General features: G+C 62.9%; 20 protein-coding genes. 11 read left to right on the forward strand and 9 right to left on the reverse strand.

Annotated elements, in window-relative coordinates; genetic code table 11:
- The first annotated feature begins 135 nt into the window (after positions 1-135).
- Complete coding sequence (locus A3AY_RS0115950) at positions 136-618, forward strand: anthrone oxygenase family protein (protein ID WP_018326655.1); 483 nt, start codon at positions 136-138, stop codon at positions 616-618.
- 21 nt (positions 619-639) lie between these two features.
- On the opposite strand, the gene A3AY_RS0115955 is transcribed toward A3AY_RS0115950, so the two are convergent.
- Complete coding sequence (locus tag A3AY_RS0115955) at positions 640-1,551, reverse strand: aldo/keto reductase (RefSeq protein ID WP_040668859.1); 912 nt, start codon at positions 1,549-1,551, stop codon at positions 640-642.
- The gene (locus A3AY_RS0115960; protein WP_018326657.1) at positions 1,548-2,789 is read right to left on the reverse strand and encodes an ROK family transcriptional regulator; all 1,242 of its coding nucleotides are present in this window, start codon (positions 2,787-2,789) and stop codon (positions 1,548-1,550) included. Before A3AY_RS0115960 ends, A3AY_RS0115955 begins: the two co-directional genes overlap by 4 nt.
- Before the next feature lie 234 nt (positions 2,790-3,023).
- Here A3AY_RS0115960 and A3AY_RS0115965 point away from each other — a divergent pair, with 234 nt between their 5' ends.
- The 8 genes from A3AY_RS0115965 to A3AY_RS0116000 all read left to right on the forward strand — a co-directional run bounded on the left by A3AY_RS0115965 (position 3,024) and on the right by A3AY_RS0116000 (position 11,067).
- Entirely contained in the window at positions 3,024-4,262 is a 1,239-nt protein-coding gene (locus tag A3AY_RS0115965; protein ID WP_018326658.1) for an extracellular solute-binding protein, read from the forward strand.
- Positions 4,263-4,365: 103 nt separating this feature from the next.
- Positions 4,366-5,250, forward strand: a complete 885-nt coding sequence (locus A3AY_RS0115970) for a carbohydrate ABC transporter permease (protein WP_018326659.1) — start codon at positions 4,366-4,368, stop codon at positions 5,248-5,250.
- Entirely contained in the window at positions 5,250-6,095 is an 846-nt protein-coding gene (locus A3AY_RS0115975) for a carbohydrate ABC transporter permease (protein ID WP_018326660.1), read from the forward strand. Before A3AY_RS0115970 ends, A3AY_RS0115975 begins: the two co-directional genes overlap by 1 nt.
- Positions 6,096-6,097: 2 nt before the next feature.
- Positions 6,098-7,114: an SIS domain-containing protein gene (locus tag A3AY_RS0115980; protein WP_026203496.1), complete on the forward strand. Its 1,017-nt coding sequence runs from the start codon at positions 6,098-6,100 to the stop codon at positions 7,112-7,114.
- 1 nt (position 7,115) lies between these two features.
- Positions 7,116-8,051: a PfkB family carbohydrate kinase gene (locus tag A3AY_RS0115985; protein ID WP_018326662.1), complete on the forward strand. Its 936-nt coding sequence runs from the start codon at positions 7,116-7,118 to the stop codon at positions 8,049-8,051.
- Positions 8,048-9,130: an ABC transporter ATP-binding protein gene (locus A3AY_RS0115990; RefSeq protein ID WP_018326663.1), complete on the forward strand. Its 1,083-nt coding sequence runs from the start codon at positions 8,048-8,050 to the stop codon at positions 9,128-9,130. The genes A3AY_RS0115985 and A3AY_RS0115990 overlap by 4 nt, the downstream gene beginning before the upstream one ends.
- A gap of 97 nt (positions 9,131-9,227) precedes the next feature.
- Positions 9,228-10,322, forward strand: coding sequence for a glycosyltransferase family 4 protein (locus tag A3AY_RS0115995; protein WP_026203497.1), 1,095 nt, complete (start codon positions 9,228-9,230; stop codon positions 10,320-10,322).
- Position 10,323: 1 nt separating this feature from the next.
- The gene (locus A3AY_RS0116000; RefSeq protein ID WP_018326665.1) at positions 10,324-11,067 is read left to right on the forward strand and encodes a polysaccharide deacetylase family protein; all 744 of its coding nucleotides are present in this window, start codon (positions 10,324-10,326) and stop codon (positions 11,065-11,067) included.
- 33 nt (positions 11,068-11,100) lie between these two features.
- Here A3AY_RS0116000 and A3AY_RS0116005 read toward each other — a convergent pair whose 3' ends face one another.
- Positions 11,101-11,931, reverse strand: a complete 831-nt coding sequence (locus A3AY_RS0116005; protein ID WP_026203498.1) for an MBL fold metallo-hydrolase — start codon at positions 11,929-11,931, stop codon at positions 11,101-11,103.
- Between the two features lie 228 nt (positions 11,932-12,159).
- On the opposite strand from A3AY_RS0116005, the gene A3AY_RS35415 reads away from it, so the two are divergent.
- Positions 12,160-13,965, forward strand: a complete 1,806-nt coding sequence (locus A3AY_RS35415; RefSeq protein WP_018326667.1) for a metallophosphoesterase family protein — start codon at positions 12,160-12,162, stop codon at positions 13,963-13,965.
- A gap of 31 nt (positions 13,966-13,996) precedes the next feature.
- Here the strand turns inward: A3AY_RS35415 and A3AY_RS0116015 are convergent, their stop codons facing one another.
- The 3 genes from A3AY_RS0116015 to A3AY_RS0116025 all read right to left on the reverse strand — a co-directional run bounded on the left by A3AY_RS0116015 (position 13,997) and on the right by A3AY_RS0116025 (position 17,904).
- Positions 13,997-14,458 (reverse strand): cyclic nucleotide-binding domain-containing protein, encoded by a 462-nt coding sequence (locus tag A3AY_RS0116015; RefSeq protein ID WP_026203499.1) that lies wholly within the window; start codon positions 14,456-14,458, stop codon positions 13,997-13,999.
- Positions 14,459-14,578: 120 nt separating this feature from the next.
- Positions 14,579-17,296 (reverse strand): ABC transporter transmembrane domain-containing protein, encoded by a 2,718-nt coding sequence (locus A3AY_RS0116020; protein ID WP_018326669.1) that lies wholly within the window; start codon positions 17,294-17,296, stop codon positions 14,579-14,581.
- 8 nt (positions 17,297-17,304) lie between these two features.
- Positions 17,305-17,904: a hypothetical protein gene (locus tag A3AY_RS0116025; protein ID WP_018326670.1), complete on the reverse strand. Its 600-nt coding sequence runs from the start codon at positions 17,902-17,904 to the stop codon at positions 17,305-17,307.
- 38 nt (positions 17,905-17,942) lie between these two features.
- On the opposite strand from A3AY_RS0116025, the gene A3AY_RS0116030 reads away from it, so the two are divergent.
- Positions 17,943-18,620: a class I SAM-dependent methyltransferase gene (locus tag A3AY_RS0116030; RefSeq protein ID WP_018326671.1), complete on the forward strand. Its 678-nt coding sequence runs from the start codon at positions 17,943-17,945 to the stop codon at positions 18,618-18,620.
- On the opposite strand, the gene A3AY_RS0116035 is transcribed toward A3AY_RS0116030, so the two are convergent.
- Genes A3AY_RS0116035 through A3AY_RS0116045 form a run of 3 tightly spaced genes read right to left on the reverse strand, consistent with a single transcriptional unit; the run spans position 18,598 to position 22,233 of the window.
- Positions 18,598-19,788, reverse strand: coding sequence for a glycosyltransferase family protein (locus A3AY_RS0116035; protein ID WP_018326672.1), 1,191 nt, complete (start codon positions 19,786-19,788; stop codon positions 18,598-18,600). The genes A3AY_RS0116030 and A3AY_RS0116035 overlap by 23 nt on opposite strands.
- Positions 19,770-21,017: a glycosyltransferase gene (locus A3AY_RS0116040; RefSeq protein ID WP_018326673.1), complete on the reverse strand. Its 1,248-nt coding sequence runs from the start codon at positions 21,015-21,017 to the stop codon at positions 19,770-19,772. Before A3AY_RS0116040 ends, A3AY_RS0116035 begins: the two co-directional genes overlap by 19 nt.
- A gap of 7 nt (positions 21,018-21,024) precedes the next feature.
- The gene (locus tag A3AY_RS0116045) at positions 21,025-22,233 is read right to left on the reverse strand and encodes a glycosyltransferase family protein (protein WP_018326674.1); all 1,209 of its coding nucleotides are present in this window, start codon (positions 22,231-22,233) and stop codon (positions 21,025-21,027) included.
- Positions 22,234-22,237 lie beyond the last annotated feature (4 nt).

The following is a 22,237-nucleotide window of genomic DNA, read 5'->3' on the forward strand; positions in this document are numbered from 1 at the left end:
GGCGTGGGACTGCCGTTGATGCGGGCAGCTATGATTTCATCATCGTCGGTTGGGATTCCGCCGGCTGCGTGCTGGCAAACCGGTCGTCGGCGGATCCGGGTCGACTGCAACCGTTATGCGGGAGGACCTGACAGGATGGCTGGCGTTTTTCCCTTATTGATCTTTTCCGCAGCAATCGGCGCCGGCGTCAATGCCGGCCTGTTCTTCATCTTCTCCGTCTGCATCATGGGCGCGCTTGGCCGCCTGCCGGCCGCTCAAGGCGTCGCCGCCATGCAGTCGATCAATGTCGTCATCCTCAATCCATGGTTCATGCTGGCCTTTTTGGGAACGGCCCTGTTGTCGCTCGTGCTTGTCGCCATCGCGGTCTTCACCGGCAGCCCGGCGAGGCTCTATGTGATCGCTGGCGGTCTTCTCTTCCTTGCCGGCACGATCCTCGTGACGATGGTCGTCAACGTGCCTATGAACAATCAGCTTGAAGCGCTGCTGCCGCAAAGCGAGGAGGCCGCCCGGCTGTGGTCATCGACCTATCTCGTCGATTGGGTGAGGTGGAACCATGTGCGGACGCTCTCCTCCCTCGGTGCACTCGGCTGCTTCGTCATGGCTTTTCGGGCTGCCTGACCCGGCCTGTCCGGAACCCAGCTAAGGCACTGGTCGCCCGGTTGCCGTTTCCAGCACCCGGAACCAATCTTGAAGCTCGAGTTCGATTTCGCCGGCGCGCGTTAGCGTCTGCAGCCGTTGGGGGTCGGTCGAACCGATGATCGGCAGTGGTTTGGAGGGCAAGCGCAGCAGCCATGCAAGCGCGACGGCAGCCGGACCACCCGCATTGTAGCGGGCCGAGAGATCGGTCAGTAGCTCGACAAGTCTCGGATTGCCCTTCTCCGGGTCAAACAACCGGCCACCGGCAAGCGGAGACCAGGCCATCGGGAGCACACCGAGGCGCTGGCAGTCGTCGAGCGTCCCGTCATGAAGCGGTGCCGTGTGGCTGACGGACAACTCGATCTGGTTTGCCACGAGCGGAATGCTGAGCTTCGATTGCAGCAGCGCGAATTGCGACGGCGTGTAGTTCGAGACGCCGACGGCGCGTGTCTTGCCCTCCGCGACCAAGGCTTCCAGCACGCCGGCAACCTCTGCGCCGTCCAGCAGAGGATCTGGCCGATGCAAAAGCAACAGATCGATGTGATCGACCTTCAGATTGCGCAGTGAGTTTTCGAGCGACTGCCGAATATGCTCGGGCGTGCTGTTATAGTGTTTAATGTGATGATCCGGCCGGGCCGGGCTGACCAGCGCGATGCCGCATTTCGTCACCAGTTCGATCCTGTTGCGCAGATCGGGGCGGCTTGCCAGCATCTCGCCGAACAGCGCTTCGACGCGATAGCCGCCATAGATATCCGCGTGATCGATCGTCGTGATCCCCGCGTCGAGACAGGTGTCGACCATGCGGGCGATGTGAGCGATCTCTCGTCTCTCCGGATCGTTGGTGATGCGATATGCCCCCCAGACCAATCTTGAAAATGCAGGGCCGTCGCTATGAAGCTGGATACGGGATATCATGGTTGCACATTCCAGCCGCCGGCGCTCGCCCGCGTCTTCAGGATTGCGGAAAAGCGCGGGTCGAAGGCGCGGCTGATCGGTTCGGCGGCGGCGCCGAGCGCGACCGACCAGGGATCGGTCATGCCGAGTTGCAGGCGCGGCAGGGCGCGCCCGCGGCGGTTTGCGATGGATGGCAGCAGGGGGTGGATGGCGTCGAAAATCCGCCGTGTCAGTGCTTCCGGTGCGCTGGAGCACAGGATGACGGTCTGCGGATCGAAGATCGTCTCGATCAGTTGCACCCCCCAGCGCAATTCCTCGGCGGCGGCGTCGACCCATGAGGCGACCGCCGGATCGTCCTTGCTGACCAATGTGTTCAACCGGTCATGAAGTTTCGGATCGGCCGGATCGGCATTCAGATGCTGGTAGAGCGAGGCAAGCGATGCGCGGTGTTCGAGCGGTGATCGTTCCGGGCGCCCGGCGGTGGGCGGCAGCAGCGCCATGCCGATTTCGCCGGCATTGCCGTTGCCACCGGCATAGAGTTCGCCATTGAGGATGAGGCCGGCGCCGATGCCGTAGCCGACATAGAGGCAGACGGCGTGGTCAACGCCGTGCGCGGCGCCGACCATGCGCTCGGCGGTGGCGCAGGCGGCGGCGTCGTTCTGCAGGGCGACTTCCAGCCCTGTGCCGGCGGCGAGCGTTTCAAGCAGCGGAAAACTCTGCCAGGCCGCCATCATCCATTGATCGTCATTGTCGGAGGCAAGCCCGAATGGCCCCGGCATGGCGACACAGAGGCCGACAAGGCGCTCCTCTAAATGTTCCGCGATACCGGCGAGTTCTTTCCTCACCTGCTGGACGAGATCGAGGATCACTCTCACGCCGTTCGCAGGTCCGCCCGGTGGCAGGTTGGTCTCGGCGCGCACCAGCACGGTGCCGAGAAGGTTCACGGCGATCACCCGGGTCATATAGCGGTCGATTTGCAGGCCGATCGCGAATGCACCCTCCGGCACCAGCCGATACGGCGTCGACGGCTGGCCGCGGCCTTTGCGCACCGCCGCCAGCGACACGACCAGCCCGTCCTGCTCCAGATCGTCGATAATATTGGAGACCGCCTGTTTGGTGAGACCGGACGCCCGGGCGAGGTCGGCGCGGGACAATTTGCCGTTCAGCCGCAGTGCGTCGATCATGACGCGGCGGTTGTGGGCGCTCGTTCCCTCCTGGTTGGTGCCGCTCTTGCCTCGTATCACCCGCATCTCATTCACTCGCAAATTCCTCTTGACACTATTAGGTTATTGAACAAGAAATAAGTCAAATCAATTGACTTAATGAAGAGAGCCGAAGAGCTTTCATGGGAACGAAACGGCGTGCGGAACTCTCCCATGGCCGTGCGACACTTCGACAAGACATGCCGGATGCCGCCGAAAGGCAGCTTTCCGGAGTGATGCGCGCAGTCGCGCGCCGGCGAAACGATTGTTGTCAATCACTGGAGGCAAGACATGTTGAAATCCAAGCGCAACGCGCTTATCGGCGCGACACTGATCGGTGCATTCCTTGCGACCAACGCCTATGCCGAAACCACGCTCAATGCGTTGTTCATGGCGCAGGCGGCCTATAGCGAGGCGGATGTCCGCGCCATGACGGAGGCCTTCAGCAAGGCCAATCCCGACGTCAAGGTCAATCTCGAATTCGTGCCCTACGAGGGACTGCACGACAAGACGGTGCTGGCGCAGGGCTCCGGCGGCGGCTACGACGTCGTCTTGTTCGACGTGATCTGGCCGGCCGAATATGCGAGCAACAAGGTTCTGGTCGACGTGTCCTCGCGCATCACCGACGACATGAAGAAGGGCGTGCTGCCGGGTGCCTGGACGACGGTCCAGTATGACGGCGCCTATTACGGCATGCCCTGGATCCTCGATACGAAGTACCTGTTCTACAACAAGGAAATCCTGGAGAAGGCCGGCATCAAGGCGCCGCCGAAGACCTGGGACGAGCTTGCCGAACAGGCGAAGACCATCAAGGACAAGGGCCTGCTCGCGACGCCGATCACCTGGAGCTGGTCGCAGGCGGAAGCGGCGATCTGCGACTACACGACACTGGTCAGCGCCTATGGCGGCAAGTTCCTCGATGGCGGCAAGCCGGCATTCCAGACGGGTGGCGGTCTCGATGCGCTGAAATACATGGTGTCCAGCTATACCTCCGGCATCTCCAACCCGAACTCCAAGGAATTCCTCGAGGAAGACGTCCGCAAGGTCTTCGAAAACGGTGAAGCCGCTTTCGCGCTGAACTGGACCTACATGTACAACCTGGCCAATGCAGGCAAGGACAGCAAGGTTGCCGGCAAGGTCGGCGTCGTGCCGGCACCGGGCGTCGCCGGCAAGAGCGAGGTTTCCGCCGTGAACGGCTCCATGGGCCTCGGCATCACCTCGACCAGCAAGCATCCGGACGAAGCGTGGAAGTACATCACCTTCATGACCTCGCAGGAGGTGCAGAACAAGTACGCCAAGCTCAGCCTGCCGATCTGGGCATCGTCCTATGAGGATCCGGCGGTAACCAAGGGCCAGGAAGAACTGATCGCGGCCGCCAAGCTGGGGCTCGCGGCCATGTATCCGCGGCCGACGACGCCGAAATATCAGGAGCTCTCGACAGCCCTGCAGCAGGCCATCCAGGAAGCGCTGCTTGGCCAGACCAGTCCGGAGGATGCGCTGAAGACCGCCGCCGAAAACAGCGGTCTCTAAAGGCGCAGGGGTCCGCCCCTTCGCTCGCATTCGCCATCTCCGGGCGGCATCCTCCCTGCCGCCCGGCCCCTTGCGCCAGATGATTTCAGGAAAAGCAGCCCCAATGTCCGGGACCTCGATGACCACACGTGCATGGCTTCTGATGCTGCCGCTGCTCGCTGTCATGGTTGCCGTCATCGGCTGGCCGCTCGTCGATACCGTCGGGCTCTCCTTCACCGATGCCAAGCTCGTCGGCACCGCCGGAAATTTTGTCGGCATCGACAATTACGTGAAGACGATCTCGGGCTCCAATTTCCAGCGCAGCCTGATCACCACGGCGGAATTCGCGATCATTTCAGTCTTTGCCGAGATGGTTCTCGGTGTGCTTGCCGCGCTTCTCCTCAATCAGCAATTCTATGGCCGCACCGTGCTGCGCGGGCTGATGATCCTGCCCTGGGCGCTGCCAACGGTCGTCAACGCGACGCTGTGGCGGCTAATCTACAATCCGGAATATGGCGCGCTGAACGCGGCACTGACGCAGATCGGTTTGCTCGATGCCTACCGCTCCTGGCTCGGCGAACCCGGAACGGCGCTCGCCTCGCTGATCGTCGCCGACTGCTGGAAGAATTTTCCGCTGGTGGCATTGATCGCGCTTGCCGCGCTGCAAGCCGTGCCGCGCGACATCACCGCCGCCTCGCTGGTCGACGGCGCGGGTCCCTTTGCCCGCTTCCGCTTTGTCATCCTGCCTTATCTGGCCGGGCCGCTGATGGTGGCGCTGGTGCTTCGCACCATCGAGGCGTTCAAGGTGTTCGACATCATCTGGGTGATGACCCGCGGCGGACCGGCGAATAGCACGCGCACCCTGTCGATCCTCGTCTATCAGGAGGCGTTCTCCTTCCAGCGCGCCGGATCCGGCGCCTCGCTCGCTCTGATCGTCACCTTGCTGGTGGCGGTGCTGGCTGCGGCCTATGCTGCGCTTGTGCGAAAGACCGCCGGGAGCAACGCCTGATGGAGCGCAAGAGTGTCCTGTTTTCCCTGTTCGTCCATGCCTGCGCGCTGCTGCTTGCCGCCGTCATCCTCGCGCCGCTCGTCTGGCTCTTTGTCATGAGCATATCGCCGGCCGCCGATCTCACAGCAAAACCATTGCGCTGGTGGCCGCAGGCTGTCGATTTTTCGCGGTACGGCATATTGCTCTCCAGCATCGAAAACAGCGCCGGTGCCGCCTTCGTCGCCTCTCTCATCAACAGCATCGTCGTCGCTGGCATGGCGACGATCGCGGCGCTGGCGCTTGCCATTCCGGCCGCCTGGGCCGTATCGCGCACGCCTGCCGTCGGCTGGTCGCTCTATATGGTGATCGCCACCTATATGCTGCCGCCCGTGGCGCTGGCGGTGCCGCTCTATTTCGGGCTGTCGCATCTTGGCCTGCTCAACAATGTCTTCGGGCTGGCACTGGTCTATCTCACCATCCTTGCGCCCTTCACCACCTGGCTGATGAAGTCCGGTTTCGATGCGATCCCGAGGGAGATCGAGGCGGCGGCGATGATGGATGGCGCCGGGCTGTTGGCCACGCTGCGCATCATCACCCTGCCGCTTGCCGCGCCGGTGATGGCCACTTCGGCGCTGTTTGCCTTCCTGCTCGCCTGGGACGAATTCTTCTACGCGTTGCTGTTCACCTCCGACCTGCGCGCCAAGACGCTCACTGTCGCCATCGCCGATCTCGCCGGTGGCCGTGTTTCCGATTATGGACTGATCGCAACTGCGGGCGTGCTTGCCGCCCTGCCGCCCGTGGCGATCGGCCTTGTTATGCAACGAGCCCTGATCTCCGGGCTCACCAGCGGTGGCGTCAAGGGGTAACGATGACTTCTATCGGCAATCGCCCGGCAGGGCTCCAGGCTATCGATCGCGAAATGGCGCGGCAGAGTGCCGATGCCATCGCCTCCTACGAGGACAATGCCGAACAGGCGAAAACCGTCGTTGCCTCGATCAGGAGGACAGGCCGTTTGCTGCTGCTCGGCATGGGCGGCTCGCACGCCGTCAATCGCGCCGTCGAGGCGCTGTATCGCGCCCACGGCATCGAGGCGATTGCGGTCACCCTTTCCGAACAGCTCGGCATGCCGCTGCCGCTCGAGGAACGAACGGTGCTCATCACGTCGCAATCCGGAGAAAGCGCCGAGGTGCTGCGCTGGTTTGCGGAGACCGGCGGCACCCGGGATACGTTCGGACTGACCCTGGAGGGCACATCCTTTCTTGCGCGGTCGGCTCCGTCTTTGGTCGGCGCCGGCGGCAGCGAACTGGCCTTTGCCGCGACGCGCAGCCTGACGGTGAGTTTCGCCCTGCATCTTGCGATCCTTGCGGCTCTCGGCACTGACCCCGCACCTGTACTGGCCACGCTCAGGGCACCGGCCGAAGTCGATATCGAGCCGGCACTTTCTGCTTTCGGCGACGTCTCACTCGTTGTGACCTCGGGCCGGCGGCTGCAGGGGCTGGCGGAGGCACTGGCGCTGGGGTTGACCGAGCTCTCCCGCCGCCCGTGTTTCTCGCTGGAGGGAGGACAGCTTCGGCATGGGCCGATGGAAATGCTTGGCGCCGAGGTCGGCGTTGTCCTGTTTCGAGGCCGGGATGCCACCCTCGATCTCGTCACTGCCATGGCGGTTTCCGCGGTCGAAACCGGTGCGCCGGTCGTGGTCTTCGACTGCTCCGGCAAGCCGCCGGTCGAGGGCGCGACGACGCTGAGCTTTGCGCCGGCGGACGGTCTTGCCGCTATCCTGGCTATGCTGCCAGTTGCGCAGCGCTTCATGATCGCCTTTGCCGCAGCACGCGTCGAGAATGCCGGTACGCCGGTGCGCTCGACCAAGATCACCCGGAGTGAATGACATGCGTCCGCTTGCCGTCATCGGAAACGTCAATGTCGACCTCATCCTGGGGCCCGCGGAGCCTTGGCCGAAGCCGGGGACCGAGATCATCGTCGATCATGACGAGTTGCGTGTCGGCGGTTCGGCCGGCAACGCAGCACTTGCCCTGGAAGCGCTCGGCGTCGATTTCGACATCAGTGCCAACACCGGCACCGACGAGTTCGGTCGCTGGCTGCGCGAAACCTTCGGCAGCCGCGCTGAAAAATGGCCGATCCGGCCGGAAGGCACCACGCTTTCGGTCGGCATCACCCATCCCGACGGCGAGCGGACCTTCTTCACCACGCGCGGCCACCTGCCACGCTTCTCGCTCACGGACGTGCTTGCCGCGCTCGATGGTTCGCGGCTGTCGGGTGGCTATGCGCTGCTCTGCGGTTCCTTCCTCACCGACGACTTGACCGGCGATTATCCTGCCCTGTTCGACTGGGCCGACAGCCATGGCGTCACGCTGGCGCTCGATACCGGCTGGCCGCTCGACGGCTGGACCGAGGCGAACCGGCAGGCCACCCGCGACTGGCTTTCCCGTTGCGGCTGCGCCCTCCTGAACGAGGTGGAAGCGACCACGCTTTCCGCCCTCTCCGACGCGGTCGAGGCTGCGGGAGAGATCAAGCGCCATATGCCGGAGGGCGCGATCGTCGTCGTCAAGCGCGGTCCCGAAGGCGCCATTGCCATCGATGCCGATGGCACGTTCGCTTCCGTCGCGGCCCCCAGTGTCCAGGTCGTCGACACGATCGGTGCCGGCGATGTCTTCAATGCGGCTTTCCTCGCCGCGCTGGCGGATGGCCTGCCGCTCTCCGATTGCCTGGCAGCCGGCACCCGCGTCGCCTCGCGCGCCATTTCCACGCTTCCCCGCAGCTATGGCAGCCCGCTGTCTGCCGCGTCCGCGGGGGCCGCGTCATGAGCGCGCTCGAGATCGACAACATCCGCAAGACCTACGGCGCGATCGAAACGCTGAAGGGCATCGACATCTCGCTCGAGAGCGGCGAATTCCTGGTGCTTCTCGGGTCATCCGGCTGCGGCAAGTCGACCCTGCTCAACATCATTGCCGGGCTTGCCGAGGCATCCGGCGGCGATGTCAGGATCGGCGGGCGGTCGGTTCTGGGCGTGCATCCCAAGGATCGCGACATCGCGATGGTCTTCCAGTCCTATGCGCTCTATCCGAACTTGTCCGTTCGCCGCAACATCGGTTTTGGCCTGGAGATGCGCGGCGTTCCAGCTGCCGAGCGGGAAAAGGCCGTTCTGGATACGGCAAAGCTGCTGCAGATCGAGAACCTGCTGGATCGCAAGCCCGGCCAGCTTTCCGGCGGTCAGCGCCAGCGCGTCGCGATCGGTCGGGCGCTGGTCCGCAAGCCGCAGGTCTTTCTCTTCGACGAACCGCTGTCCAATCTCGACGCCAAGCTGCGCATGGAGATGCGCACCGAGCTGAAGCGATTGCACCAGATGCTGGGCACGACGATCGTCTACGTCACCCATGACCAGATCGAGGCGATGACGCTGGCAACCCGGATTGCGGTGATGCGCAATGGCCGGATCGAGCAGTTGGGAACGCCGGAGGAGGTGTACGACCATCCCGCCACGCTCTATGTCGCCGGTTTCGTCGGCTCACCGCCGATGAACGTCCTGGACGGCGTGGTGACGGGCGAAAGCCTCCGGCTTGACGGGTCGGACGGCCTCATCGCGCTGCCTGTCCGTTTCAAAAATGCCGTCCCTCCCGGCAGGCGCGTCAAGGTCGGCATTCGCCCGGAAGCGCTGCGGCTGACCGAGGACGGCGAAGGGCAGTCTGCGCTGAAGGTCGCGGTCGAGGTTGTCGAACTGACGGGGCCGGAACTGGTGGTCACCGGCCGCGTCAGCGGGCAGCGGGTCACCGCCTGCCTGCCGCCGCGCACAAAGCTGGCAGTGGGCACCACGCAGGCTTTCGCCTTCGACGACGATGCGCTGCATCTCTTCGATGCCGAAACCGAACTAGCGTTCGGGCGGTAGAATTTCCCGGCGTCTGCCGTTCTGGTGAATGCACAAGTGCGCGATGATTCCGAAAACCGCTTACACTTTTCGGCATCATGCTCTAAACCGCCTTCTGATGAAGATTGCCTTCTATTGCCCGCTGAAATCGCCCAACCATCCGGTTCCCTCCGGCGACCGGCTGATGGCGCGTCTTCTGATGGCGGCGCTGGAACGCGCGGGGCATCAGGTGGAGATCGCTTCGGAACTGCGCGCCTTCATGCCCGAGGCATCGAGCGCGGCGGTCGGGGCTTTGGCAGCCGCGGCGGAAGCGGAGAGGGGGCGGCTTTCGGCGCGCTGGCGAGAAGGCGGTCGACCGGACGCCTGGTTCTGTTACCACCCCTACTACAAGGCGCCCGATCTAATTGGCCCGGCGCTTGCCCGCGATTTCGGCCTGGATTATGTCACGGCGGAAGCGTCCTATTCCGCGCGACGCAACACCGGCCTGTGGGCGGAAATGCAAGCGAATGTGCTGGAGGCGGTGAAGCTCGCTTCGGTAAACATTTGCCTGACGAGACGCGACCGCGATGGGCTTGCGGCAGTCGCTCCGGATGCGCGGCTCGCCCTGCTGCCGCCCTTCATCGATTCGGGCCTGCTGCTCGACAGGCAACCTGCGCCTCAGCCCGGACAACTGATCACCGTGGCGATGATGCGCTCCGGCGACAAGATGCAAAGCTATGTCATGCTCGCGGAGGCCCTTGCACGACTGGCTCATCTGCCCTGGCAACTGTCCATCGTTGGTGATGGACCGCGTGCGGACGAGGTGAGGGCGCTTTTTGCCGGCTTCGACGAAGGACGCGTTGTCTGGCACGGAGAGAAGACGGCTGGCGAGATCGCCGATCTCCTGTCGAAGAGCGCGCTCTATGTCTGGCCCGGCTGCGGCGAGGCCTATGGTCTCGCCTATCTCGAAGCGCAGGCGGCCGGCCTGCCGGTCGTGGCACAGGAGATCGCCGGGGTGCCGGAAGTCGTGGCGCACGGACATAGCGGCCTGCTGACGCCGCCGGGCGATATCGACGCCTATGCGAAAGCGATCGAACGGCTGCTGATGCGGGACGGGGAGCGCAGCGCGCTTGCCGCAGCGGCACGGATTTTTGCCGGCGAGGAGCGCTCGCTCGATCGGGCCGCCGTGCGGTTGGGCGCTATCCTTGATCAGCATCTCAAGCGGGCGGAATGAAATGGACGATTTTGCCAGGATCATCACCGAGGAACTGGACCGGTGGCAGCAGGCGCGCAAGGTCGCGCCCTTCTGGCTGAGGGACGATGATGCGGTCGAGCCGAGCGAGCCGCTCGAGCGGCTGCTCGAGATAACCGGGGCATTTTCCGTACCGCTGACGCTCGCCGTCATTCCGGCCCATACCGGTGATGCGCTCGCTCGCAGACTGGAGCGCGAGCCGTCATGCGCCGTTGCGGTGCACGGCTGGTCGCATGTGAACCATGCGGGCGCCGACGAAAAGAAGCAGGAGCTTGGCCGCCATCGCCCGGCTTCGGACGTGCTCGGCGAGTTGCAACGGGGGTTCAGTCATCTAGCCGACCTGCACCCGAACCGTTTCGTCCCTATCCTCGTGCCGCCGTGGAACCGGATCGATGCAGCGCTCGTGCCGCAGCTTGCCGGCATCGGCTTTGAGGCGCTGTCGGTCTACGGCCCGGAAAAACCGTCCGCCCTGCCGGTGGTGAATACGCATGTCGATGTCATGGACTGGCACGGCACGCGCGGCGGACGCGACCGGATGGCGCTTGCCGCGGAGATCGTCGCGCGTCTCGGGCAGATGTTCGATCAGGGCGGATCGCTGGGGCTCTTGACGCATCATCTCGTTCATGACGAGGTCGTCTGGGATTTCATGAACGCTCTTTTCAAGAGCACCGCGCGCCACCCTGCCTGCCGCTGGTGCCGGGTCACGGATATTCTGCGAGATCAATAGGAGCGGGGTGTCAGGCCTTGACGCCCGACTTGTTCAGAGATCGATCGCCTGGCCGTCACGTGCCATGAAGGCGCCCTTGAATTCCTGCACGGCGAGCCGTTGGATGGCGTCGAGTTCGCGGTCGGTGCGCAGCGGTGAGTGGTGGATGAAGGCAACCCGTTTGGCGCGGGCGGCCTTGGCGAGGCGGATGGCCTGCTGCCAGGAGGAATGGCCGTAGCCGACATGGCGCGGCATCTCCTCGTCGGTATACATGCAGTCGTAGAGGAAGAGATCGGCGCCATCGATGAGATCGAGGACGGCCGGATCGAGCGTTCCCGGCCGATGCTCCGTATCCGTGACGAGCGCCACCGCGCGGCCTCCCCATTCCACCCGGTAGCCGATCGCACCACCGGGATGGTTGAGACTGCCGGTCTTGATCGCCACGTCCTCATAGGGAGCCAGCACGTCGCCGGAGCGGAAATCGCGGCAATTGATGGCGGCGCGGCAGATGTCAGGTTCAACCGGAAACCAGGGCGGCCGCATGAATTCACCGATCATCTGGCGGGTCGACATGCGCCCGGCCAGATGTCCCGACCACAGCGTCACCGAAGCATGCGGATCGAACAGTGCCGGCAGATAGGGCAGGCCGATGATATGGTCGTAGTGACAGTGGGTGAAGAACAGATTGAAATCGGCAACGCCGGCGGCTTTGAGCGCCTGGCCGGCCGGCATCAGCCCGGAGCCGGCATCGAACAGCAATCTATGCGGTCCGCATTGCATTTCGATGCAGATGGTGTTGCCGCCATAGTGTTGAAATTCGGCTCCCGAGACCGGGAGACTGCCGCGCACTCCCCATAACCTCACCCGAAACACGTTTTCGTTCACTCTCTCGCCTCAGTCACGGCTGCCCGTATCGGCTGTCCGTCTGCACCTGTTCCACTTGGTTCTTAACGTCGTCTTTTTATGGCAGGCTTGATTAAAAAAGCCTAATTTCAATCATGTTAGCCAAACTGCCCGGGTTAAGCGAGACACCAATTCGCTTTTTCTTTCCATATCTGGCAGATACGAAAGTAAACGAATCCCGTTTGAACGCGCTGACGGAACCTTGACAGTATGCCGCCCTCCCAGCATCCGCGCATCGCCGTCATCGCCGATGCGCATTTTCATGATCCTTACGCAGATTTTGGTTTTCCCGGGATAATGCAGGGCGGCCGGCGGCTGACCTTCAGGCTGCTCTCCGATACCGCCCGGTCGACACGCGTCTTTAACGAGAGCTACTTTGCGCTTCACCACGCGCTTGATGGGATCGCAGCGGGCGGTATTCACCACGTGGTGTTGCTCGGTGACTATTCCGACGACGGGCAGGTGGAAACCGTCCAGGGCGTCAAGAAGGTGCTTGATAGCTATGCGGCGCGTTACGGCATGCGCTTCTATGCCACCGTCGGCAATCACGACATCTTCGGCGCGTCCGGCCGGCACCGCGCCAAGCGGTTCATGAACGAAGATGGCAGCTACAGCGTTGTCAGCAGCGATCCGCACATGCGCGACCGGGGCGCCCGGTCGGTCGTCGCCAGCGAAGCCATGTATTGCCAGGGCTATCCGGACGGTCTCGACGCCGTGGCGGATTTTGGCTTTTTTCCGCGTTCCGGCGACCTCCATTGGGAAACGCCGTTCGGCAGCGACGGTGATCCTGCGGCCCGGCTTTACGAGGTGCGTTCGCCGGATGGGAAAACGACGCGCTCGCTGATGGATGCGTCTTATCTCATCGAGCCCTTTCCCGGCGTCTGGCTGTTGATGATCGATGCCAATGTCTTCGTCCCGGTCGATGGCGCCGTGCCGGGTGAGGCAGGCGATCTGGCCGACAGCACCAGCGCCGGCTGGAACGCCATGCTGACGCATAAGCGGTTCGTCATTGACTGGATGAAAGACGTCTCGGCGCGCGCGCGCCGGTTGGGCAAAACTCTTCTGGCTTTCTCCCACTACCCCGTGCTCGATCCTCTCGACGGGACAGCGGACGAAGAAGTTTCCCTGCTTGGCCGGACGGGCATGTCGGCGCGCATTCCGGTTGCGGCTGTAGCCGAAGCCCTGATCGGGGCCGGCATCGACGTGCATTTCAGCGGGCATCTGCATGTCAACGACACGGCGCAGTATCGCAATGGCGACCGCTTTCTGGTCAATGTCGCGGTGCCGGCGCTCGTTGCCTTTCCCGGTGCATATAAGGTGATCACCATCGGCGAGCGCCGGCTCGACATCGAGACCGTCGGGATCGATGACATGCCATTGAACCCGCAATTGCGGCAGACCTACGACCGGGAGATTGTGCCCTCCGGGCTGGATGCGGGCGGCATGCTGGATGTCGGCGACTATGGCGGCTTCCTGTTCGAGCATCTCGGCCATCTGGTCGGGCGGCGGTTTCTCAAGCGGGAATGGCCGCAGGACTTGGCAGCGCTCATCCGCGTCCTCGATCTTGCCGATCTGGCGGCACTGGCGCTGATGGAGCCGGTTGCGGCGGATGACGCGGTCGGCGCGACTGCGGCTGCCCGCGCCGACCGGGTGCTGCAAGGCCGCCTTGCGGCGCGGTTGAAAGCCGCCGGCGCAAGAGCCGAGCTGCTGCGCGAGGTTTCCGCGATAAGTTTCCTCGCCGACTGGTATCGGCTGCGGATGGGCAGTGATCTAGCTCTCGAATGGATCGCCGACGGGCGTATGGCACTTTATCAGGCGGTTGGCCGACTTTATGCCGAGGGTGATTGGGACGGTGTGAATGCGGCGCAGGCGCGCTTCGCCCTCATCTTCAGGATGTTCGAGAAATCCATCTCCGGTCTGCCGTCAGGCAATTTCCGTATCGACCGGACGACCGGAGCCATCGCCTCGAGAGCTTCGCCGGCGAATGCGCCACTGGAGAGGCTCGGGACCAACTGAGGCTCGCCCGGGAGCGAAAGCCGAGGCTTACTTACTCGGCCTTGCGCGCGCGGCTTCTCGCCTCGGACAATTCGCTGGTCGTGTGGCTCAAACGGTCGGCCAGCACGCGCATGATCTCGATGGTGATTTCGGGGAAATCGGTCAGGAGCTTGAGGAAGTGTTCCTTGCGAATACGCAGGGCTTCCACCGCTGTCGTCGTCTGCACTGTGGCGGTTCGCGAGACATCGCAGAGGATGGCAATCTCGCCGACGATGGAATTGGTTTCGACCTCGGCGATCTTGATCGGGCCTGTCGAGGAGTCGACCAGGATGTCCGCCTTGCCGGCGAGCACGACATAGGCCGCATCGCCGGTGTCGCCCTGGTGGAAGATGGCCTCGCCGGCATCGTAGCTGACACGGTCCGATGTGAAGGCGAGAAGCTTCAGCTTTCCCGGCTCGACATTCGAAAAGAGCGGCACGCGCCGCAGCATTTGAACTTCATCCTTTAGAAGCATTTCCGTGCCCATTCCCCATTTTCCTCCCCCCGGATTTGCCGATGATACGCACCAGCGCCGCCATCTGGAAGAATGCCCCTGCCTGCGCCCCTGCCGCACGCATGCACTTTGCCTTTGATATTATGATGACACAAGTTCCTTAAAGATACCGTTATTCTCGACAAGTGCCGCATGTGTCCCGTCCTCCACCAGCATGCCTCGGTCGAAGACCAGGACACGATCGAAAAGGCTCGACAGAGCGGTATTCGAAAGTACCCAGACGACCGCCGGATCGCGTCCGTCGCGGCGCACCAGCTTCAGCACGTCGCGGACGATTTCATCCTGAAGGCGATGGTCGAGACCGGGTAACGGACGGTTAAAGATATAATAATCCGAACGGCGCACCAGTGCACGCGCCAGATTGAGCTTCTGCCGCTGCACGGCGGTCAAGCGCTTGCCGCCGGCACCGAGATTGAAGTCCAGACCGATATCAATCACGTTTTCCAAGAGGCCGAGCGAGTTCAACAGCGAGCTGACGATCGAGCGAATGCGCTTCGAACCGTCGGAATGCTTGTGACTGATGCGGCCGAACAGAATGTTGTCCATCAGGCTTGCGGAGGCCAGGTAGTGTTCCGGGTCATAGCGCTCAATGTCGCCGCGCATGCTCTCAGGCAGGCCGTCATGGAACTGGCGGCGGACATCGACGATCTTCGCCATCAGTTCGGGAGTCAGGAGACCGAAACGATGCCGCGGCTCGATGTAGCGGAAGCTCAGGCGAATGATGGCGCCTTTTTCATCCTCGGAGGCCGCATCGAAGCCCTTGCCCTTGAGTTTCTGCAGCAGCAGTTGGTACTCCGGAATGTCGTCCGCCGTCATGAAGGTAAGCTGCTGGAAGAACGGGTGATCCGGCGGCAGGTCGGCAAACAGTTCCACCGCGTTTTCAGCGATGCTGTAACCCATATCGAACATGATGCGGTCGAGGCCGGTGCGGCCGATCACGGAGCGGAAATAGGCGTTCTTGGCGATCGCCTTGCCGATGAACGCCGCACCGGTTGCCGTGCCGAACAGAAGGTTTTCGCCGACGGTCGCCTCGGTATTGTAGGCTCCCGGCTCGAAGGAAACGATGAGGCTGCTGAGGCCCGCTTCCTCAAGCTCCTCGCGAAGGGCATGGCGCATCTCGACGATGCCTTCGGCAAGGCCGGGATGGTCGTTGGGAGACACGGTGCTGCGCAACGCGAGGTCGAGAATGTCCTTGGATAGCTGCACGGTATCCAGCACCGACAGGACCGGGGTAAACAGGTCTTCCCGATCCGTCGCATCGGCGGCCCGGTAATCGATCCAGTCGCCGTTGACGTCGTAGTCCGGGTTTCCGGCCATTCGCGCTTCGTTGATCTCCCATTTGCGATGGGCAGCACCGCTACCTTCATAGGCGGCATCTTTCAAAGGCGCGTGTTTGAGGCCGTAGAGCAGGTTGTCGCGCAGGGTGCCGTAAAAGAAGTAGGTGTCGGCCGAGACATAGGAAATGCAGCGTCCGGCGATGGATTCCGGCAGTTCCAGCAGATCGTCGCCGCCGGCAGTGATCTTGCCGCTCTCGGGCCAGGTGAGGCGGGCAAAGGCTTCGGCCAGCATGTCGCCGCCACCCGCCGCACCGCCGACGATCGCCACCGTCTCGCCGGGGTGGATCTGCACGGAGACACGCTCCAGGAGCTTGGCGCCGCTATCGTCGGCGAGCGACAGGTTGACCGCGGCCAGCGGGTGTTTCATCGGGCCGGGGTCCTGGATGGCGACGGCCTGAATGGATGGATCGATGGTCCGTTCGACGCTGAACTGCTCGACGACCTGAACGTATTTCACCTGCACGTCCTGGCGGGTCTGATCCCAGTCGATCAGGTCCTTCAGCGGACCGGGCAGGTCCTTGTAGGCGCTGATCACCGCGATCAGCTGGCCGATGTCGAGGCGGCCCTGCAGCGCCAGGTAGCCGCCGATGCAGTAGAACAGGAAGGGTGTCAGCTGGGCGAGGAAATTGTTGATGAACTTGACCAGGAATTTCCACTGGTAGAGGTCATAGCGGATCTTGAAGATGCGGCCGAGGCGAGAGGCGATGTCGGCGCGCTCGTAGTTTGTGGTATCATAGGCGTGGATCGTGCCGATGCCGTCGACGATTTCGCTGACGCGGCCGGCAAGCTCGCGCGCGGTGATCTGGCGTTCGCGACCGAGCACCAGCAAGCGCCGTCGCATGCGCGGAATGATCACCGCCTGGACGCCGACCATGACGGCGGCAATCAGCCCGAGCCAGGCATTCTGCATGAAGATGAAGAACAATGCCGTCAGCGCTTGTCCGCCGAGCAGCGCCGGCTGCACGAAGGCGTCGCCGGTGAAGCCGCCGAGCGGTTCGACCTCGTCCTTCACCATGCTGGCGACCTCCGCCCCCTTCATGCGTTTGAACTGGCTGGGCGGAAAACGCAGGATGCGGTCGATGAGCTCGAAGCGAATTCGGCGCAGCAGCCGCTCGCCGAGGCGCCCCTTGTAGGTGTTGATGTAGAATTTGAAGAGCCCGTTGACGATCACGAGCGCGAGGAACACGAGACTGAGCGCAAACAGCATCTGCATGCGCGTCAGGTCGATGCCGTCAAACAGCGTGACCGGCCCGAGCCAGGGCAGGTCGAAGCTGATGTTCATGAAAGTCTGGGTCGCGCCCGGCTGATCGAAGCCCTGGCCCTGGATGGGTCCGTTGACGATCTGCTTGGGCAGGTCGAATGAAAGGAAATAGGGAACCATCGAGATCGCGACGACCAGCAGAATCCAGAGCTGCTGACCGCGCGTATGGGTCCAGATATATCGGGCAAGACGTTTTTCCATGGGCAGGTTCAACTAACTGAATAGCGGGTGTCGAGGACGTAGAAACGCCGGGCGGCATAGGGCGTGTCGGCGATTTCCGGGTCGTGGAGACGAAGGTCGAACTGTCCCCTGATCGTGACGGTCGGGCGGCTGACGATGTGCGGCACCTGCGATGCAGCGCGTTCGAGTTCGGGCGCATATTCGATGACGACAGTCCTGGCATTGTCGATCAGCGAAAACAGCAGAGCACCGAGCGGGTCCTTGTGACCAAACGGCTTCAGCGAGTAACCGAGAAGGACCAAGCCATAACTGCCGGGTTGGTAGTGGTAGTCGATTTGCTGGAACTTGGCTTGAATATGCCGCACGTGGCACTGTTTGCCGTTCAGTTCATGCGCCTCATACGCTTCGGTCTTCGGATCGAGCGAAGTCACGGACAGCGGGTGATGGGTAAGGTATGGCGTGATGGGCCGGATGTGGCCACCGATTTCCAGGACGTGCGGGCAATCGCGCAGGAAGTGGGCGGCAAAGACTTGCCGCATGGTTGCACCAAGTCCTGCCAGATGCGGTATGTCCTTTCCCGCTCCGGGAGCTTCGGAAACGGCAGCGGCATCCTTCAGGTTGACTTGCATTCCTTGCACTCCAGAAAAGCACAGACTACAACACGCGCATGATGAAAACCACCCGAACAAACGAAGCAAACACAACAGATTGGCACGAAAGTGCCTTCGATATTATCCGCGGTCTGGCCGCCTATACGGGAAGCTCTCTGGTCGAAGGTCTTGCGGAAGTCGTGGCCAGATATCCGGACGCGGACCTGGGTACGGCCTTCAACCACAAGCAGGTTGGATGCAAGATATGGGCGCGCGACAGCCTGTTTGAAAGCCTCGGCGGAAATTTTAATCACATCGTCGTCCTCGGCGGCTGGTACGGCGTGCTGCCGGCGATGTTTTTCGACGACAACCGCTTCAACATAGGGATGATCGAGAGCGTCGATATCGATCCGGAGGTTGCCAAGGTGGCCGAGACGCTGAATGCCGGGGCGGGCGAGCGTTTTCGTGCAGTCGCCCAGGATATGTACGGGCTCGATTACAAGACTTCCCGACCCGATCTGGTGATCAACACCAGTTGCGAACACATTGCCGATCTTCCGGCGTGGCTGTCCTTGCTGCCGCGGGGTACGCAGGTCCTGTTGCAGTCCAATGATTATTTCAGCGAGCCTACGCACATCAATTGCGTGCCGACGCTTGAGGCCTTCAAGGAGCAGACGGCACTCCGCCACATTGCCTTTGCCGGCGCGCTGGCGATGAAGAAATACACCCGCTTCATGGTGATTGGCACCGTCTGATCGCCGGTCGGAGGAGACCGCGCAGAATTTCTGCCGTGCGCTGCGCGCCGTCGAGGTCGAGCCTGTGCGGCGGACGGCCGGAGACTGCGAGCGCCGATTCGATCCCTTGCACCATGGTCTGGGGCGACAGCGTTTCCTCGGGCAGGACATGGGCGAGGCCCAGCCTTTCGAGGCGCTCGGCTCTGACCGTCTGCTCGGTTTCGCCGCCGGCGGTGAAGGGGATGAGCAAGGGATGGCATCCGGCCCGCAGAATGTCGCAAACCGTGTTGTAGCCCGCTTGTGACACAGACAGTCTGGCGCCCTTGAGAAGGCTCGCAAAATCCGGGCGGAAGCGATAGACGCTGACATGCGCCGGCGCAGCCGAAGAAATGGCATCGAAATCGGACTGCGGCAGGTTGGGACCGGTGATCAGGGCCCAGGACAGGCGCCTGTCGATCGATCTTGCCGCTTCAAGCGCTGCACGGATCAAGGCGTTGCCGACGGCGCCGCCGCCGGCCGATACGATGATGTCGAAACGCTTTGCCGGTTCTGCGGGAGGTGGTGCCGCAACGAGGCCGGTATAGATGACCTTGTCGGCGATCTCGGCGGCGGGGGGAAATGTATCTTCCAGCCGAGCGAAGGCCGGGTCCCCGTGAACCAGAACCCGGTCGAAATACTGTTTCAAGACCGCCACGGTTTCCTCGTCGCGCCCGGGTTTGGAGCGCTCCTGCAGGATATCGCGCAGCGACGTCATCACCATCGGCCGGTTGTCCATGGCGGCGATCTCGTCGAGCAGCGGCAGAAGTTCGAAGCGGACCTGGCGACGGCCGAAGGGAAAGGCTTCGATGATGACGACGTCAGGCTGGTTTTCGCGGAACGCCGCCAGCAAGAGGTCGCGGCGACTGTCCTTGAAGGCATCATCGACCGGCTTGCCGTCGATGTCGGCAAGCCCGGAAAAGCCGGCGTCGCCGGCTGTGATCGTCGGCAAGGCGATATGGCGCACATGCGGTCCGGGAAAGCCGGCCACCGGCGTGCCGCCGGTCACCACCGTCACGTCGAAACCGTCCTTAGCAAGCGCCCCGGCAATACGGCTGGCGCGTGCCAGATGACCGATGCCGAGCAGGTGCTGGACATAGAAAAAGACGCGCGGCGACGCGGCCTGGCCATTGGTCATTGCGCTGCCTGCCATTCCGTCTCGAAGAGCGTCTTCAGTTGGTGGATGCTGGTCTGGTGGTCGAACTCGCGCCGCACGGTCCTTTCCGCGGCTGCGCCCAGCCGCTGGCGCAGGGACGGATCGCGGATGGCCCTTTCCAAGGCATTGGCAAGAGCCTGGGGATCCTCGGGCGGGACAACAAGCCCGTTTTCGCCGTCGACGAGCAATTCCGGGACGCCCGAAATGTTCGTCGAGACGCAGAACAGCGCCTGGCTCGATGCTTCGACCAATACGTTCGGCAGCCCGTCGCGATCCCCGTCGGCGGTGATGCGGCAGGCGAGGGCGAAGATATCGGCGCTACGATAGTGATGCAAAACCTCCGTCTGCGACAGCGGTCCGTGCCAGGTCACCTTGTTCGCGATGCCGAGCTCGGCCGCCAGCGCCTGAAGCTCCTTCAGCCGTTCGCCGCCGCCAATGTGCTCGAACCTCCAATGAAGATCGTTCGGAAGCAGGCTGAGTGCGCTGAGCAGAATGTCGAAGCCCTTCTTCTCGACGGCACGGCCGACGCTGATGATCGTCACGGGCGTTTCCGGCCGCGATCCGTCGAACGACGACCGCACGCCTTCAAAGACGCCGAAGCGGCTGAGATCGAGCCCGTGATAGCTCAGATGCACGTGCGGCCTGCCCCCGGCAAGATGGCGCAAATGCTCAAATCCGGTCTGCGTGCAGGTCACGGTCCAGCGCGTGCTGGCGAGCTTGCCGGCAAGTTCCCATGCCGGCGACGTCCAGATGTCCTTGGCGTGAGCCGAGCAGGTCCAGGCGATGCCGGTGATGGTACTGGTGTAGCGGGTAACGGAAGCCGGCGTGTGGATGAAGTGGGCGTGCAGCCAGTCGCCGCCCTTCGGCCATTCGGCCGAGAGAACCATCGCCTGGCCGAAGCGCCGAACCCGGTTGCGCGTCCGGTCGCGCCAGAGATCGGCCATGAATGCCGGAAGACTGCGCCAGAAGCCGGGTTTCGCAAGGCAGTGTGCGAAGGCGCGGGCAACCCGCAAAGGCTCCTCGTGCAGATATTCCGGCAGGTAGTGAACCGGCGCGCGGATTTCGTCATGCACCGGGTGGCGCTTCTTGTCCGTCGGGCGGCGTAGCGCCACCAGCGCCAGTTCGAAGCCGGCCCGTTCCAATCCAAGCAGTTCCTGGGCGATGAAGGTTTCCGAAAGGCGCGGATATCCCTTCAGCACCACGACGATCTTGCGGCGTTTCGTCAAAGTGAAATCACCCCTTAACGACGGTCAGGTGCTCATGCTCGCGGCGGCCAAGCCATTCGCCAACCGTCTGCGATATGTTTACCAGTCCTTCGAGCGTCATGCCGGCCGCGCTTTTCGATGGCGGAGCGCGGTCGGGAAGGGCCTTGAGGGCGGCGGCAAAGCGCATCGGGTCGCGTGCTTCCTCGGGCCGGAGCATGTCGATCAATCCAAGCTCGGCGGCGCGGCTTGCGCGGATCAGCTGCTCCTCGCGCGGCGTCACGCGCGGCACGATCAGCGCCGGCTTGTCGAAGGACAGTATTTCGCAATAGGTGTTGTAGCCGCCCATGGCCACCACGGCCTTGGCGCCGGCGATCAGCTCTTCCATGCGATTGTCGAATTCGATCACCTCGAGGGAGGGGATCTTCGCGCATTTCGTCAAAAGCTTGTGGCGCTGCTTGGCCGGCATATACGGACCAAGAACGATCAATGACTTGTGCGTCAGGGTCGGATCTTCCTGATAGGCGTCGACCACGTCGTGGATCAGATCGGAACCGTCGCCGCCGCCGCCGGTGGTGACCAGGATGTACTCGCCTTTCGGCTTGTGCTCGGACTCGACGTCCTGCGAGACGCTTCGCTGCAGGAAACCGACGAAATCCATCTTCGCCCGGACATGCGGCGGGACATCGAGACCGACGAGCGGATCGTAGAATTCCGGCGGGCCATAGACCCAGATGTTGTCGTAGAACTGGCCGATCTTGCGCATCACGTCGTTGGCCTTCCACTCCGCATCGAGCAGATGCGGGGCGTCCATGACTTCACGAAGGCCAAGAACAAGGGTCGCTCCCTGCATCTTCAGATAGGCGAGCGTCTCCTCGACTTCGCCCTGCAGGCCAAGCGGCTCCTTGTCGACGATGAAGATGTCCGGCTGGAAGGTCTCCGCCGTGTGGCGGATGATCGACTTGCGCATCTTCAGCGTCTCGTGCAGATCGATATGCCGGTCCATTGAGGTATATTCGCCGTTGCGCAGCTTGATGACGCTCGGAATCTTCACGAAATCGACGCGGGCCCGATAGTCGAAGGCACCGGCGATCGTGGCGCCCGAGATGATCAGGATGTTGAGACCGCGATAGTCTTCGACCAGCGAATGCGCGATCGTGCGACAGCGCCGGAGATGACCGAGGCCGAACGTGTCGTGGCTGTACATCAGGATCCGGGCGTCCTCAATCCGACGGGTCATGAGC

It is taken from the genome of Rhizobium giardinii bv. giardinii H152, assembly GCF_000379605.1.
GTDB lineage: Bacteria > Pseudomonadota > Alphaproteobacteria > Rhizobiales > Rhizobiaceae > Pararhizobium > Pararhizobium giardinii.

Excerpts from the sequence above, each read along its gene's own strand:
- A3AY_RS0115950 (WP_018326655.1), top strand. The coding sequence starts at position 136 with ATGGCTGGCGTTTTTCCCTTATTGATCTTTTCCGCAGCAATCGGCGCC.
- A3AY_RS0115955 (WP_040668859.1), bottom strand. The coding sequence starts at position 1,551 with ATGATATCCCGTATCCAGCTTCATAGCGACGGCCCTGCATTTTCAAGA.
- A3AY_RS0115965 (WP_018326658.1), top strand. The coding sequence starts at position 3,024 with ATGTTGAAATCCAAGCGCAACGCGCTTATCGGCGCGACACTGATCGGT.
- A3AY_RS0115970 (WP_018326659.1), top strand. The coding sequence starts at position 4,366 with ATGTCCGGGACCTCGATGACCACACGTGCATGGCTTCTGATGCTGCCG.
- A3AY_RS0115975 (WP_018326660.1), top strand. The coding sequence starts at position 5,250 with ATGGAGCGCAAGAGTGTCCTGTTTTCCCTGTTCGTCCATGCCTGCGCG.
- A3AY_RS0115980 (WP_026203496.1), top strand. The coding sequence starts at position 6,098 with ATGACTTCTATCGGCAATCGCCCGGCAGGGCTCCAGGCTATCGATCGC.
- A3AY_RS0115985 (WP_018326662.1), top strand. The coding sequence starts at position 7,116 with ATGCGTCCGCTTGCCGTCATCGGAAACGTCAATGTCGACCTCATCCTG.
- A3AY_RS0115990 (WP_018326663.1), top strand. The coding sequence starts at position 8,048 with ATGAGCGCGCTCGAGATCGACAACATCCGCAAGACCTACGGCGCGATC.
- A3AY_RS0115995 (WP_026203497.1), top strand. The coding sequence starts at position 9,228 with ATGAAGATTGCCTTCTATTGCCCGCTGAAATCGCCCAACCATCCGGTT.
- A3AY_RS0116000 (WP_018326665.1), top strand. The coding sequence starts at position 10,324 with ATGGACGATTTTGCCAGGATCATCACCGAGGAACTGGACCGGTGGCAG.
- A3AY_RS35415 (WP_018326667.1), top strand. The coding sequence starts at position 12,160 with ATGCCGCCCTCCCAGCATCCGCGCATCGCCGTCATCGCCGATGCGCAT.
- A3AY_RS0116015 (WP_026203499.1), bottom strand. The coding sequence starts at position 14,458 with ATGCTTCTAAAGGATGAAGTTCAAATGCTGCGGCGCGTGCCGCTCTTT.
- A3AY_RS0116020 (WP_018326669.1), bottom strand. The coding sequence starts at position 17,296 with ATGGAAAAACGTCTTGCCCGATATATCTGGACCCATACGCGCGGTCAG.
- A3AY_RS0116025 (WP_018326670.1), bottom strand. The coding sequence starts at position 17,904 with ATGCAAGTCAACCTGAAGGATGCCGCTGCCGTTTCCGAAGCTCCCGGA.
- A3AY_RS0116030 (WP_018326671.1), top strand. The coding sequence starts at position 17,943 with ATGATGAAAACCACCCGAACAAACGAAGCAAACACAACAGATTGGCAC.
- A3AY_RS0116035 (WP_018326672.1), bottom strand. The coding sequence starts at position 19,788 with ATGGCAGGCAGCGCAATGACCAATGGCCAGGCCGCGTCGCCGCGCGTC.
- A3AY_RS0116045 (WP_018326674.1), bottom strand. The coding sequence starts at position 22,233 with ATGACCCGTCGGATTGAGGACGCCCGGATCCTGATGTACAGCCACGAC.